This window comes from Epibacterium sp. MM17-32, assembly GCF_022348205.1.
Classification (GTDB): Bacteria; Pseudomonadota; Alphaproteobacteria; order Rhodobacterales; family Rhodobacteraceae; genus Epibacterium.
On sequence record NZ_JAKRFC010000011.1, the window covers coordinates 32,678 to 46,925 of the forward strand.

Annotated in this window: 11 protein-coding genes; 5 read left to right on the forward strand and 6 right to left on the reverse strand. The window is 66.1% G+C overall.

Going from position 1 to position 14,248, the window contains the following annotated elements:
• Positions 1-7: 7 nt before the first annotated feature.
• The 6 genes from MHM88_RS16565 to MHM88_RS16590 all read right to left on the reverse strand — a co-directional run bounded on the left by MHM88_RS16565 (position 8) and on the right by MHM88_RS16590 (position 7,648).
• Complete coding sequence (locus MHM88_RS16565; RefSeq protein WP_239367604.1) at positions 8-2,386, reverse strand: xanthine dehydrogenase family protein molybdopterin-binding subunit; 2,379 nt, start codon at positions 2,384-2,386, stop codon at positions 8-10.
• A 163-nt stretch (positions 2,387-2,549) separates the two neighbouring features.
• Positions 2,550-3,035 (reverse strand): (2Fe-2S)-binding protein, encoded by a 486-nt coding sequence (locus MHM88_RS16570; RefSeq protein ID WP_239367606.1) that lies wholly within the window; start codon positions 3,033-3,035, stop codon positions 2,550-2,552.
• Positions 3,036-3,252: 217 nt separating this feature from the next.
• Positions 3,253-4,251, reverse strand: a complete 999-nt coding sequence (locus MHM88_RS16575) for a molybdopterin-binding protein (RefSeq protein ID WP_239367608.1) — start codon at positions 4,249-4,251, stop codon at positions 3,253-3,255.
• A complete protein-coding gene (locus tag MHM88_RS16580) occupies positions 4,248-5,249 on the reverse strand; it encodes an XdhC family protein (RefSeq protein ID WP_239367610.1) in 1,002 nt (333 codons plus the stop codon). Before MHM88_RS16580 ends, MHM88_RS16575 begins: the two co-directional genes overlap by 4 nt.
• Positions 5,250-5,365: 116 nt before the next feature.
• The gene (locus MHM88_RS16585; RefSeq protein ID WP_239367612.1) at positions 5,366-6,631 is read right to left on the reverse strand and encodes a VWA domain-containing protein; all 1,266 of its coding nucleotides are present in this window, start codon (positions 6,629-6,631) and stop codon (positions 5,366-5,368) included.
• A 63-nt stretch (positions 6,632-6,694) separates the two neighbouring features.
• Positions 6,695-7,648, reverse strand: a complete 954-nt coding sequence (locus tag MHM88_RS16590) for a MoxR family ATPase (RefSeq protein ID WP_239367614.1) — start codon at positions 7,646-7,648, stop codon at positions 6,695-6,697.
• A gap of 270 nt (positions 7,649-7,918) precedes the next feature.
• Here MHM88_RS16590 and MHM88_RS16595 point away from each other — a divergent pair, with 270 nt between their 5' ends.
• The 5 genes from MHM88_RS16595 (at position 7,919) to MHM88_RS16615 (ending at position 14,238) form a co-directional block, all read left to right on the forward strand.
• Complete coding sequence (locus MHM88_RS16595; RefSeq protein ID WP_239367616.1) at positions 7,919-8,947, forward strand: glycosyltransferase family 2 protein; 1,029 nt, start codon at positions 7,919-7,921, stop codon at positions 8,945-8,947.
• Between the two features lie 10 nt (positions 8,948-8,957).
• Entirely contained in the window at positions 8,958-9,641 is a 684-nt protein-coding gene (locus MHM88_RS16600) for a sulfotransferase (protein WP_239367618.1), read from the forward strand.
• Positions 9,641-12,004 (forward strand): glycosyltransferase family 2 protein, encoded by a 2,364-nt coding sequence (locus MHM88_RS16605; protein WP_239367620.1) that lies wholly within the window; start codon positions 9,641-9,643, stop codon positions 12,002-12,004. Before MHM88_RS16600 ends, MHM88_RS16605 begins: the two co-directional genes overlap by 1 nt.
• Before the next feature lie 2 nt (positions 12,005-12,006).
• A complete protein-coding gene (locus MHM88_RS16610) occupies positions 12,007-13,107 on the forward strand; it encodes a glycosyltransferase family 2 protein (RefSeq protein ID WP_239367622.1) in 1,101 nt (366 codons plus the stop codon).
• Between the two features lie 147 nt (positions 13,108-13,254).
• Positions 13,255-14,238, forward strand: coding sequence for a phosphoadenosine phosphosulfate reductase (locus tag MHM88_RS16615; RefSeq protein WP_239367624.1), 984 nt, complete (start codon positions 13,255-13,257; stop codon positions 14,236-14,238).
• Positions 14,239-14,248: the final 10 nt, after the last annotated feature.

Genomic DNA, 14,248 nt, shown 5'->3' on the forward strand with positions numbered 1-14,248 from the left:
CCCCACTTTAACCTTGCATCGCCGCCCAGACCCGCGCGGGGGTCAGCGGCATGTCGATATGGGTCACATCCTTGCCGGCAGAGCGCAGCGCATCCACCACCGCGTTGACCACCGCCGGCGGCGAGCCGATCGCCCCGGCCTCGCCACAGCCTTTCACCCCCAGCGGGTTGTGGGTGCAGGGCGTCTGGCAGGAATGATCCACCTGATAGAACGGTACATCGTCAGCGCGTGGCATGGCGTAATCCATGAACGACGCCGACAAAAGCTGACCGTCCTCGTCATAAACACAGCCCTCCAAGAGCGCCTGACCGATGCCCTGCCCCAGACCACCATGCACCTGACCGTCGACGATCATCGGGTTGACCACATTGCCAAAGTCATCTGCGGCGGCAAAGCGTTCGATGGTGACCTTGCCGGTGTCGGGGTCAACCTCAACCTCGCAGGCATAGGCCCCCGCCGGATAGGTGAAATTGGCCGGGTCGTAGAACGCCGTCTCCTCCAGCCCCGGTTCGATCTCCTCCAGCGGGTAGTTATGCGGCACATAGGCGGCGAGGGTCACATCCCCCCAGGCCACGGATTTATCCGTGCCCGCGACCGAGAACTTGCCGTCCTTCAGCTCGATATCGGCGTCCGAGGCCTCCATCAGATGGGCGGCGATCTTCTTGGCCTTGTTGATGATCTTCTCGGTTGCGCGCACCATGGCAGAGCCGCCCACCGCCAGCGAGCGCGAGCCATAGGTGCCCATGCCCATCGGGGCGTTGTTGGTGTCGCCGTGTTCGATCTCCACCATATCCTCGGGAATGCCGATCATCTCGGCGATCACCTGCGGAAAGGACGTCTCATGCCCCTGCCCGTGGCTATGGCTGCCGGTCATCACCACGATGCCGCCGGTGGCGTTGACCCGCACCGTGGCGCTCTCATAAAGCCCCGCTCGGGCGCCCAATTGCCCGACGAGGTTCGAGGGCGCGATGCCGCAGGCCTCGATATAGCAGTTCACACCCAGACCGCGCAGCTTGCCGGATTTCTCGCTTTCGGCCCGGCGCGCGGCAAAGCCTGCGATATCCGCGATCTTTTCGAGCTTATCCATCGTCGCCACATAGTCGCCGGTGTCATATTCCACCGCCACAGGCGTGGCATAGGGGAACTCGGTGACAAAGTTCTGCCGCCGCAGTGCGATCGGGTCGACACCCAGTTCGCGCGCCGCCTTGTCGATGACGCGTTCCAGCTGGAAGGTCGCCTCGGGCCGCCCCGCGCCGCGATAGGCATCGACCGGCACCGTATTGGTGAACACCGCCTTGACGTTCACATAGATCAGCGGCGTCTTGTAATTGCCCGCCATCAGCGTGCCATGCAGCCAGGTCGGCACCGAGGGTGCAAAGGTCGAGAGATAGGCGCCCATGTTGGCGTAAGTTTCGGTGCGCAGCGCGGTAAAGTTATTGTCTGCGTCCAGCGCCAGTTCGATCTTGGTGACATGATCGCGGCCATGGGCGTCGGACATAAAGGCCTCGGACCGCGAGGAGGTCCATTTCACTGCACGATTGAGCGCCTTGGCGGCAAAGGTGCAGAACGCCTCTTCGGCGTAGTGGAAGATCTTGGAGCCAAAGCCGCCGCCCACATCCGGGGCCACCACGCGCAATTTATGCTCCGGGATGCCGAGCACAAAGGCCCCCATCAAAAGCCGGATCACATGCGGGTTCTGGCTGGGGGTATAGAGCGTGCTTTCACCGGTGGCGCGGTTGAAATCACCCACCGCCACGCGCGGCTCCATCGGGTTGGCGACCAGCCGGTTGTTGACCAGCTCCAGCGTGGTGACATGGGCCGCGTCGTCAAAGGCCTTGGCCACCGCCTCCTTGTTTTCCTCCACAAAACCCCAGTCATAGCAGAGGTTGGAGGTCAGATCGTCATGCACCTTGGGCGCATCCTCAGAGAGGGCCGCCTTCATGTCGATCACGGCGGGCAGGTCTTCGATCTCCAGCTCGATCGCCTCGGCGGCATCGCGGGCCAATTCGGCGCTTTCGGCCACCACGGCGGCGATGGGATCGCCCACATGGCGCACCTTGCCCTGCGCCAGAACGGGATGCGCCGGTTCCTGCATCACCTCGCCAAAGCGGTCGGTGACCTGCCAGCCGCAGGGCAGACCGCCAACGCTTTCGAAATCCGCCCCGGTGAACACCCGCAGCACGCCGGGCATCGCCGCCGCCGCCGCGGTATCAAGCGAGGTGATCCGCCCATGCGCCACATCCGAGCGCAGGAAATGCACGTAGGCCTGACCGTTTACATTGATGTCGTCGGTGTAATTGCCGGTTCCCGTCAGGAACCTGATGTCTTCGCGCCGTTTGGTGGCGGCGCCGATGCCGCTCTCCTTGGCGTCAATATCTTTAGGCATAATCCAAACTCCTCCCAGAATGCGGGCCGGGTCCTTTTGGGCTGTTGCGCTTTGGGCTCCTCTTCCCGCCGCGCCGCCTGACCGAGCGGTCCGCTGGATTGATACGGGCTACGTTCCTCAGCCCGTCTGCAAACGGGCTGGCACAGGTCACTTGGGGCGGGCGTTATTCCGCCGCGATCGAGGTCACGTCCTGACCCGAGGCTGCCATGATCGCCTTGACGATATTGTGGTAGCCGGTGCAACGACAGAGGTTGCCCTCCAGATAATGGCGGATCTCGGCCTCGGAGGGTTTTGGGTTCTCCTTCAGCAATGCCGCTGCCGACATCACCATGCCGGGCGTGCAAAAGCCGCATTGCAGCCCGTGGTGTTCCTGAAACGCCGCCTGAATCGCGTTGAGTGTGCCGTCAGGAGCCGCCTGCCCCTCGATCGTAGCAACCTCCGCCCCTTCGGCCTCAAGCGCCAGCATGGTGCAGGATTTCACCGCCTTGCCGTCCACATGGACAACGCAGGCACCGCATTGGCTGGTGTCGCAACCCACATGGGTGCCGGTGAGCCCCTGCTGGTCGCGCAGGAACGACACCAAGAGTGTACGACCTTCGACCTCCCCGGACATGGGGCGACCGTTCACGGTCATGGAGACCTTCGTCATAAATTCCTCCCTAGCTTGAAATTCTTTGTCTGGCTGAGATCAGTTAATCACGCGTCTTGAGATGGCGCGAGGAATTTTTGCGGCAAGGGGCGCGGCGACGATTGCGGATTTGCATGCTGCGTCCGTCCGAAAGGTCGGACAGCACCTGACCTTCCCGCCGGAAAGGCGCTTCCCGCCGCCCCCCCGCCTCCCCAGGGTCAGGCACGGGCTTCGGTGTTTACTCCCCATCCCGCCGTGGCCGCGGCCGGGTCGGGATTTCCTTCAACAGGCCGCCCACCCCCATCGCGGCGATATCCGCCGACGTCACATCAATGCCGCAGACCACCCGCTCCAGCACCCAGTCGGCACCATTGAGCGCTGGCGAGCGGGCGCAGCCCGGCAGGCCGATCACCGGCTTTGTGCCCAGCTGGCCGAGGAACAGCAGATTGCCCGGATCCACCGGCATGCCAAAGCGCGTGACCGTGCCCCCCGCCAGCCGCACCGCCTCGGGGGCCACATCGGCGGGGTCGGAGGTGGCAGAGCCGGTGAGGACAAACAGCACCTCGCCCGGGGCGTCGCCCAGCGCCTGTGCAATATCCGCGGCGCGGTGCGGCACCACCACGCGGGGGCTGAGGGTCATTGCCATCCGGTCCAGCCGCCCGGCCATCGCGGCGCGACCCTTGTCGGCGGGCGTGTCCTCGGTCACCCGGGTTTCGATCAGGCTGGCGGTGCCATAGACCGGTGGCAGCACCTGAAGCGCCGCCCAGGCCGCCGCCACGGCGCGCGCCAGATCCGCGTCGGGCACCGCGTAGGCAATGATCTTGATCGTCGCGACCATGCTGTTTGCATCCACCCGGTGAAAATCCGGCACCGTCGCCACCGAGATCATCGGATCGACGCTGTTCATCGCCAGGATCTGATCCGCGCGCACCCGCGCCACCCCCGGCGTGGTGGCATAGAGGTTCACCCGCCCGGCCCCCGCGCCCGAAATCCGAAGCCCCAGAGCCGCCGCATCCGGCGCCATCGCCTGCGCCAGCCGCAACGCCGCCTCATCCTCATGCAGGTCGCCGGGGTCGAGCCGCGCGGCGATCACCTCGGTATGGCCGGCGGCCCGGAGGTCGTCGAGGTCCTGCGCCGTCAGCCGCGTGCCCTTGGCAATCCGACCGCCGGCGCCTTGCAACGAGTGCGCCAGCAGCGCCCCCTCGGCGGCGGTCAGCGCGAGTGGGCCGAATTTCATGCCACCTTGCCCCGCAGCACGCCGGTCATCTCAGCGAGGATCGACACCGCGATTTCCGCCGGGCTGGCGGCGCCGATGTCAAGCCCGACAGGCCCGTGAACGCGGGCCAGATCGTCCTGGGAGAAGCCCGCCGCGATCATCCGCTGCTGGCGCTGGCCGTGGGTCCGTTTGGAGCCCAGCGCGCCGATATAGAAACACTCCGCCCGCAGCGCCGCCATCAGCGCCGGGTCATCCAGTTTGGGGTCATGGGTCAAGAGCACCAGCGCGGTGCGCGCATCCAGTCCCAGTTTTTCTACCGCCTCATCCGGCCAGTCGTCGAGAATACGCTCGCCCGGGAACCGCTCGGCAGAGCCAAAGGCGGCGCGCGGTTCGATCAGGATCGGGTCATAGCCGGCGATCCGGGCCATCGGCACCAGCGCCTTGGCGATATGCACCGCGCCGACCAGGATCAGCCGCAGCGGCGGGTTGTGCACCGCCACGAAGGTCTCGCCATCCTCCTCGACACCGGAGCGATCCATCCGCATGCGATCGGGGTAGGAGGCGGTATTGACCAGATGCCCCTGACCGCCGGTCAGGTTGACCTCATAGGCCAGCGGGCGGCGTTCGGCACGGGCCAGCACCAGCGCCTCCAATGTCTCTTCGTCCAGCGTCTTGCCGACCGGCTCCAGCAGCACCTTGATGGTGCCGCCGCAGGCCAGCCCGACGGCAAAGGCATCATCATCGCTGACGCCGAATTCCAGCAGCTTGTGGGCGCCCTGCGCCAGCGCCTCCTGCGCCTCCAGGATCACCGCCCCCTCGACGCAGCCGCCGGAGACCGAGCCCTCGATGCGGCCGTCACCGCCCACCACCAGTTGCGAGCCGGTGCGGCGCGGCGCCGATCCCCAGGTCTGCACCACCGTACACAGCACCGCGCCGATCCCCTCGCGGTGCCAGTGCAGCGCCAGTTCGGAGGCGTTTTCAAAGCGGGCGGCGTCAGCCTGTTCGGTGCCAGATGTCATGGTGTGGATCCCGGTGCCTGTTGCCCCTCAAAGCTTGGCCCTAAAGCCGCGAAGATCAAGGACAAATCGTGCCAAATTGCGCCTGCCGGTGGCGTGCGGCGGGGGGGCGTGCGTGCTCACTCCGCCAGCATCGCCAGCAGCCGCGCCTTTTCGCCGGCATCCTCGGGGCGCGAGATCACGGCGGCCAGATCTTCGAGCGCGGCAATGCTGTGACCGGCGCGCAGGCTGTCCACATGGGGCAGCATGGCGCGGATGCCCTGGGCGCGCGGGGCAAACCCGTCCCACCGCAAGAGCGGGTTGAGCCAGATCAGGCGCCGGGAAGACAACCGCAGGCGCTGCATCTCGCGGGCCAGATCCTCCGGTGCTTCGCGATCCAGCCCGTCGGTCACCAGGAGCACCACCGCCCCCTGCCCCATCACCCGGCGCGACCAGTCGCGGTTGAAGGCATGCAGGCAGGCGCCGATCCGGGTGCCGCCCTGCCAGTCCTGCGCCTCGGCCCCGGCGGCGGCCAGCGCTGCGTCCACATCGCGCTGGCGCAGATGCCGGGTGATGTTGGTCAGGCGGGTGCCGAAGGTAAACCCATGCACCCGGGCCCAGCCCTGTGTCTTGCGGCCACCACGCGCATTGGCGACAGCATGCAGGAAATGCAGCACCATGCGGCTGTATTGGCTCATCGAGCCGGAAATATCGCAGAGCACCACCAGGGTCGGATCGCGCTCCGTCCGGGCGGTCCGGGCCATCCGGTGGATGTCGCCCCCGGTGCGGCAGGCGTCCCGTATCGTGCGCCGCCAATCCGCCCGCGCGCCATGCGCATCCGGTCGATGGCGGCGCGTTTTCAACGGTTTCACCGGCAGGGTCAGACCTGCAAGCATGCGTTTGGCCGCAGCGATCTCCGCCGCGCTCATCTGTTCGAAATCCAGCGTCTTCAGCCGCTCCTCGGCCGAGAGCGTCATGGTCGCGTCCAGCTCGATCTCGGTGCCGTCGGGTGCGTCTTCGGCGGGCGCATCGGGCAGCTGCCCGTCCAAAAGCGCCTCGGCGGCGCGTTTCTCGGCGGGTTTGGCGCCGCGCTCTTCCTGCACGCCGCGGATCGCGGGCAGCATCGCCGCCATCATGTGTTCCAGATAGCGCGGATCACGCCAGTAGAGCCGGAACACCTGCGCAAACACCGCCCGGTCCTCGGGGCGCGACACAAAACAGGCGTGCAGCGTCCAGTAGAAATCGCGCCGCGAGGTGAACCCCGCCGCGGCCACCGCCTCCACCGCGTCGATGACGCGCCCGGTGCCGACCTTCAGCCCGGCCTTGCGCAGCGCCCGGGCGAAATGGGTGAGATTGGCCACCAGTTTCGGGCGATCCGGCAGAGCAAGTTGGACATAGTCCGCCATCAGCACGCGCGGGGGCCTTGCCCCCGCACCCCCAGGATATTTTTAAGAAGATGAAGGCGCATGTCAGCCCTCCGGCAGCGCGGCACGGGCCTGATCGAGCAGGCGCTTGGCCTCGGACCCCTGGAGTTTTGCAATGTCGTCCTGATATTTCAGGATCGCGCCCAGCGTGTCGGCGATGACTTCGGGGCTGAGCGCCACCACGTCAAGCGCCAGCAGGCAGTTGGCCCAGTCGATGGTTTCGGCCACGCCGGGTTTCTTGAACAGATCCTCGGTACGCAGCGCCTGCACAAAGGCGACCACCTCGCGGCTGAGGGTCTCGGCGGCCTCGGGGACGCGGGCGCGCAGGATTTCCATCTCGCGGTCGAAATCGGGATAATCGACCCAGTGATAGAGGCAGCGCCGCTTCAACGCGTCATGCACCTCGCGGGTGCGGTTGGAGGTGAGGATCACCGTCGGCGGCTCTGGCGCCTTGATGGTGCCCAGCTCCGGAATGGTGACCTGGAAGTCCGAGAGCGCCTCCAGCAGGAAGGCCTCGAACGGCTCGTCGGTGCGGTCCAGCTCGTCGATGAGCAGGATCGGCGCGCCGCGCGGATCGGGTTGCATCGCCCGCAGCAAGGGCCGCGCGATCAGGAAATCCTCGGAGAACATCTCGGTTTGCAGGGTCTTGCGGTCGGCGGTGCCGGAGGCCTCGGCGGCGCGGATCGCCACCATCTGGGCGGCAAAGTTCCACTCATAAACCGCACTGGCCGCATCCAGCCCCTCGTAGCATTGCAGCCGGATCAGGGGCCGGCCGGTGACGGAGGCCAGCGCCCTCGCGATCTCGGTCTTGCCGACGCCGGCCTCGCCCTCCAGGAACAGGGGCCGACCGAGGCGGGCGGAGAGGAAGACCACGGTGGCCAGCGCCCGGCCACAGACATAGCCGGCCGCGGCCAGCCGGGCCTGCACCGCGTTGATCGATGCAAATCCCTGCGTCCCTGCCGCCTGCTGCGGCATCGCTTCTGTTGCCTCTGTGGTCATCCGCCCGCGTGCCCCTGTTTTGCATATTCCGACGCCCAGAGGACACGCTCTGCGCCCAGGCGTCAACAGCCGTCAACAGGCGTCACGCGGAGGCGATGCAACAGGTGCGGCGTTCTCCTGTCAGGGCAATTGACGGCGCGCGCGCGGGGATGCAACAAGTCATACGCGCGCACAGCCCCGGACACAGGGGGCAGACGCACAGGGGCAGACGCGCAGAGGGCAGACCGGACCGCGCCGCGGCCTGGGTCGACGAGGGGAAGGAACAGCGACATGCGCATCACCGCGGTGACCTGCGTCAAGAACGAGGGTCCGTTCCTGCTGGAATGGATTGCCTATAACCGCCTGATCGGGGTGACCGATTTCCTGTTCTACTCCAACGATTGCAGCGATGGCACCGATGCGTTGCTGGATGCGCTGGCGGCGCGGGGCGGTGTCACGCATCTGCCCAACCCGGCGAAGGGGCGCGCCTATCAGATGGAGGCGCTGAAGGATTGCGCCCACCAGCCGGTGGTGCAGCAGGCCGACTGGCTGTGGATCGCGGATGTGGACGAGTTCCTCAACATTCATGTGGGCGATCACAGCATCCCGGCGCTGATTGCCGCCTGTGCCGAGCCGCAGGCGATTTCGCTCAATTTCCAGTTCTTTGCCAATGGCGGGGTCGAGGCATTTGAGGACCGTCCGGTGATCGAGCAATTCACCCACAGCCACAACCCGGATGTCTGGTGCGGCGAGACGGCGATCGAGGTCAAGACGCTGACCCGGCGGGACTTTCCGCTGGGCTATTACGGCGCGCATCGCCCGTTCCTGCGCAAGAACACCCCGGCCGAGGCCCGCCCGCGCTGGTGCGACGGCAGCGGACGGGCGGTGCCGCACCGGTTTCTGGTGGCGGCAAACCCGCGCCGCATCCGCAGGTTTCCCGCCCGCGGCGCGCGCGCGCTGGCGACGCTCAACCACTATGCGCTGCGGGCGCTGGACAGCTATCTGGTCAAGACCGACCGCGGCGATGTGAACCGCGAGAACCGGGCCTTTGACGACACTTACTGGCGCGAGCGCAATGATCCGGCCTGGGAGGATCGCTCGATCCAGCGGATGCTGCCGGCCCTGCACGACGCGCTGGCGCAGCTGAAGGCCGATCCGGAGATCGCCCGCCTGCACGCGGACTGCGTGGCCCGCCATCTGGCGCGGCGGGATGCGCTGCTGGCGGACCCCGCCTATCAGCAGATGCGGGCGCAGTTGCAGGCCGCCGCGCCGCTGCCACCGCAGGAAGACGCCATGCTGCAGCGACTGGGACTGGCGTGAGGCCGCACTGATGGGACTGGACGTCATCAACCTCGGACTGCCGAAATCCGGGACCACCACGCTGAAGAACGCGCTGATCCGCGCCGGCTACCGCGTGGCCGATCACCGTATCAAGGACCAGGAAGATCCCGCCGATCCAAGCGACCGCGTGTTTGTCGGCAACCTGATGTACGAGGGGCTCTATAAATACGGCGACCCGGCGGCGCTGCTGGCGGGCTATACCGCGCTGAGCGAGGTGAGCTTTATCTACGGCGGCAATTCGGTCTGGCCGCAATGCGACCATGCGATGCTGCTGGCGCTGCGCAAGCTGCACCCGAAACTGCGCTTTGTCGCCACCCGGCGGGCGACCGAGGAGATGGCGCGTTCGATCATGCGCTGGAACAACCTCGGCAAGCTGCGCCTGCCGCTGTCGACGGTGCCGGGGTTGCCGGTCGGATATGGGCACGACATGGACGAGCAGATGATCTGGATCGATGGCCATTACGAGGCGCTGGCCCATTGGTTCCGCGATGACCCCCTGTATCTGGAGGTCGATGTGGCCGCAGCGGACGCGCCGCAGCGGCTGGAGCGGTTCCTGGGGCGGCGCCTGCCCTGGTGGGGACAGTCCAACATCAATCCGGACGGGGAACGCCAGCCCCCGTCCGACGCGGCGCCGGACACAGCGCCGGACACAACGCAGGACAGGGCGGGCTGATGCGGATCTATCTACATATCGGACTTCATGTGGCGGGCGCGACGCGCGTGCAGGCGGTGCTGGCAGAGAAACGGGCCCAGCTGCTGGACAAGGGCGTGCTGGTGCCGCGCGCGGCGGGGGCCAAGAACCACACCCGCCTGTTCATGGCGGTCACCGATCCCGACCACGTCGACCCGCTGCGCTACAATCGCGGCTACATCGGCGCGGCCAAACAGGCCCAGCTGCGCGAGACGCTGCTGGAGGATCTGCGCCGCGACGTGGCCCAGCACAGCCCGCACACGCTGATCCTGAGCGCCCATCAGCTGGGCACGCAGCTGTCGCGCCGCAGCGAATTGGACCGGCTGAAGGCGCTGCTGGCGCCGCTGTCGGAGGATATCCGCATCGTGGCGCATCTGGACGCACAGGCGCGGATGCTGGCGGAGGTCTTTGCCGCGCAGGTCCTCGAAGGGCGCGCCGCCGGGCTGGCCCGCGAGGTGGAGATGACGCGCGAGAACAGCTGGTGGCAGGCGGCCCTGGAGACCCTGCCGCCGGTGGATCCTCAGGCCGGCCAGTTCGAGGAAAGCCAGGGCGCGCCCTTCTGGCTCGATTATCTGGCGCTGCAAGAGTTCTGGGAAGAGGTCTTTGGCGCCGGCTCGGTGACCTTTCGCCCCTATGATCCGGCACGCTTCGGCAGCGCCGATGTGACCGAAGAAATCCGCGCCGCCTTTGGCATCGACGGCCAGATCGGGCGGGTCGCCGAACAGCGGCCCGACGCGCCGATCCCGGCGGCCTGGCTGACGCGGGGGCGCCAGTTCAACGCGCTTTTGTTGCGGCTTCTGGCGCAGGGCAACCACATCCTGCCGCGCAAGCTGTGGCGGCAGATGATCCAGGATCTCCAGGTCGATGGACCGCCCATCGACCCGGCCCGGCTGGGGGCGGTGACACGGTTCTTTGCCGCCGACAACGCCCGCCTCTGTGCCCGGCATGCGGATCTGTCGCCGGCGCTGTTTGATGTGGAAATCTCCTCTGAGGACTGGGCGGAGGCGGACCCGCAGATGGGGTTTCGCGCCTCGCAATACCTGCTGGCCTTCCTGCACCGGATCGAGAAAGCCACCCGCGAGGAGCGCGCCGCACGCGAGGGGGACTTGCAGGCGCACCGGAGCGCCCGCGCGGCGCAGGAGACCGACACGCCTGCCGCCCCGAGCGCCCGGGCGCAGCGGCTGATGCCACCGCTGGCGTTGAAGAATTTCGAGATGTTGCAGGGCTCTTCGTTCAAGCCGCACAACCGGATCGGCAGCCTCGACGAGACCACCCCAATGCCGCCCTACGCGGAAACGCCCGTGCGCACGCTGCCCAAAGGCCGGAGCAGCAATGTGATCGTCGGCTGCATGAAGGATGAAGCGCCTTATATCCTGGAATGGGTGGCCTATCACCGGATGATCGGGGTGGATCATTTCCTGATCTACACCAATGGATGCAGCGATGGCACCGCCGAGCTGCTGGATCGCCTGCAGGAGCTTGGCCTCCTCCAGCATCGCAACAACGACAACTGGAAGGGCAACTCGCCGCAGCAATACGCGCTGAACCAGGCGCTGAAAGAGCCGGTGATCAAACAGGCCGACTGGGTGATCCATATCGACGTCGACGAGTTCATCAACGTGCGCTGCGGCAATGGCACATTGGCGGATTTCTTTGACCATGTGCCGGAGGCCACCAATGTCGCGATGACCTGGCGGCTGTTTGGCCACAATGGCGTCACCGCGCTGGCCGACCGGCCGGTCATTGCCCAATTCGACCACTGCGCGCCGCAGTTCTGCCCCAAGCCGCATACGGTCTGGGGCTTCAAGACCATGTTCAAACCCATTGGCGCCTATCAGAAAATCTCCTGCCACCGGCCCAACAAGCTGGCGGAGGACAAACGCGCGCAGGTCACATGGGTCAATGGCTCCGGTCAGGACATGACGGCGGAGGTGGTCGACAACGGCTGGCGCAGCTCGAAGAAATCCATCGGCTATGACCTATTGCAGCTGAACCACTATGCGCTGCGCTCGGCCGAGAGTTTTCTGGTCAAACGCCAGCGCGGTCGGGCGCTGCATGTGGACCGTTCGATCGGGCTCAACTACTGGATCCGGATGGACTGGAACGATCACCGCGACATCACCATCCAGCGCAACCTGCCGCGCATGCAGGCGGAACTGGCGCGGCTGATGCAGGACAAGACCCTGCGCGATCTGCATGCGGCGGGGCTGGACTGGCATCGGACCAAGGCTGCCGAGTTGCACCAGCGCGCGGAATTCGAAGAGCTGTACCAACAGGCGCTGGAGATCGACCTCAGCGCGACCGAACGCGTGGCCTGGGCGCTTTCGCTGGATCTGGAGAGCTGAGAATGCGCACGCTGGCAGTTCTGACCGTTCGCAACGAAGCCGCATTCCTGCTGGAGTGGCTGGCCCATCACAAGGCGGTGGGCTTCACGGATATTCTTGTCTTTTCAAACGATTGCGATGACCCCACGACCCAGATGCTGGACCGGCTGGATGCGCTGGGCCACCTGACGCATGAGGAAAACACCGGCCCCTTTGACAAGGGCGGGATCCAGTTCACCGCAATGAAACGCGCCGACAAGCATCCGCTGACCAAGGGCGCCGACTGGATCCTGGCGCTGGACATCGACGAATTTGTCAACATCCACGCCGGCAAGGGCCAGATCGCGGATCTGCTGGCGGCGCTGCCCGATGCGGATGCGATCACCCTGACCTGGCGGCTGTTCGGCAATGCCGATCAGGTGCGCTATCAGGGCGAGCGCGTCACCGACCGTTTCACCCGGGCCGCCCCGGCGGTGATGCACTGGCCGTGGCGGGCCTCGATGTTCAAGACCCTGTTTCGCAACTCCGGCACCTATCGCAAGATCGGCATCCACCGCCCCCGCAGCATCAAGGACGACGCCGCACTGGAGCAGTACCGCTGGTTCGATTGCGTCGGCCGCGAACTGATGGGGGATTTCAAGACCAAGCGGGTGTTTTCAAACTACGGTCAGGACAACTACCAGCTGGCGCAGCTGAACCATTATCCGCTGGGCGCGATGGAGAGCTATATCCTGAAGGCGGATCGCGGCCGCGCGGTGCATTCGGAAGACCTGCTGGACATCGACTATTGGGTGGAGCGCAATTTCAACACCGCCGAGGACACCTCCATCGCCCGCTACCGCCCGGCCCGCGACGCCATCCTCGACATGCTGCTGGAGGATCGCAAGCTGCGCAAACTGCACGACAGCGCGGTGCAATGGCGCAAGGACCGGTTCATGGAGCTGATGCGCCAGGAGCCCTATCGCGCCCTGTTCGGGCGGCTGATGATGACGCCCCCCTCGCGCCCCATTAGCGAGGTCACCGGGCGCACCCTGGCCGGCTTTGCCACCCTGGGCCGGCGCGGCACGCCGGTGACGCCGGTCGAGCGCAAGCCAAAGCCCGATGCTCCCTCCGGTCAGGATTGACACGGCCGCCCCCTGCCCCACCTGTCACAGCAGCGCAGCGTGGCGGCGATCGTCGACAATTGGGCCAAGGTTTTTCTAAATTTAGCCTCAATCTGCGCCTAGGTCTGGATCTGAACAACACCGAATAACGGGTGGCAGGTGGCGCGCATGCAGGACGACACAGATATACTGGAGCAGGACCTTTCCGGGTTGAAGCCCGCCGAATGGCAGCAGCGGCTGGCGGATATGGCCGAGGAAAACGGCATGTATCAGCCGCTGGGCCCGCGCCACTTCGCCACCTTCATCGATCAGGGCAACACGCTGCTGGTGACCTTCGAAAGCCGCCAGGGAATCGAGAGCTTTTCCGAGACCGCGCAGCCGCTCGGGTTTGACCTGGTGAAAAACCTGGGCTGGTCCCACCTCTGCCTGATTTCCGACGGCGACACCTGGTTCCGCGAAAACCGTATCTACGGTTTTTTCGACCAGTTGATCGACGACGGATTCTTTGAGGAATTCGACAATGTCGTGTTCTATGGCGCCGGCCCCTGCGGCTATGCGGCGGCGGCCTATTCGGTGGCGGCCCCGGGCGCAACCGTGGTGGCGATCCAGCCGCAGGCGACGCTCGATCCGCGCATGACCGAATGGGACGACCGCTTTGTCGAGATGCGCCGCACCTCCTTTACCGACCGCTACGGCTATGCGCCGGACATGCTGGATGCGGCCGAGCGGGCCTTTGTGCTCTATGATCCCTATCAATCGCTGGATGCGATGCATGCGGCGCTGTTTGCCCGGCCCAATGTGACCCGCTTGCGGATGCCCTGCATGGGAGAGGCGATCCAGACACGCCTGATCGAAATGGAGATCCTCTATCGGATCATGTCGCTGGCCGGCAGTGGTCGGCTGTCCGCCCCGGCGTTCCACCGCCTGGCACGGGCGCGGCGGGACAACAATGTCTACCTGCGCAACCTGTTGAACCGGCTGGACTATCTGGAGCGCCCCTATCTGACCATGCTGCTGTGCCGCAACGTGAACGACCGCCGCCGGATGCCACGGTTCCGCCGCCGCCTGCGGGCGCTGGAGGACCAGGCGGAACAGGGTGCTTTCCGCGCGCCACCGCCCGGCCCCCCGCCCGGTCCGCTGACACGCGGGTAACACCGGCGTC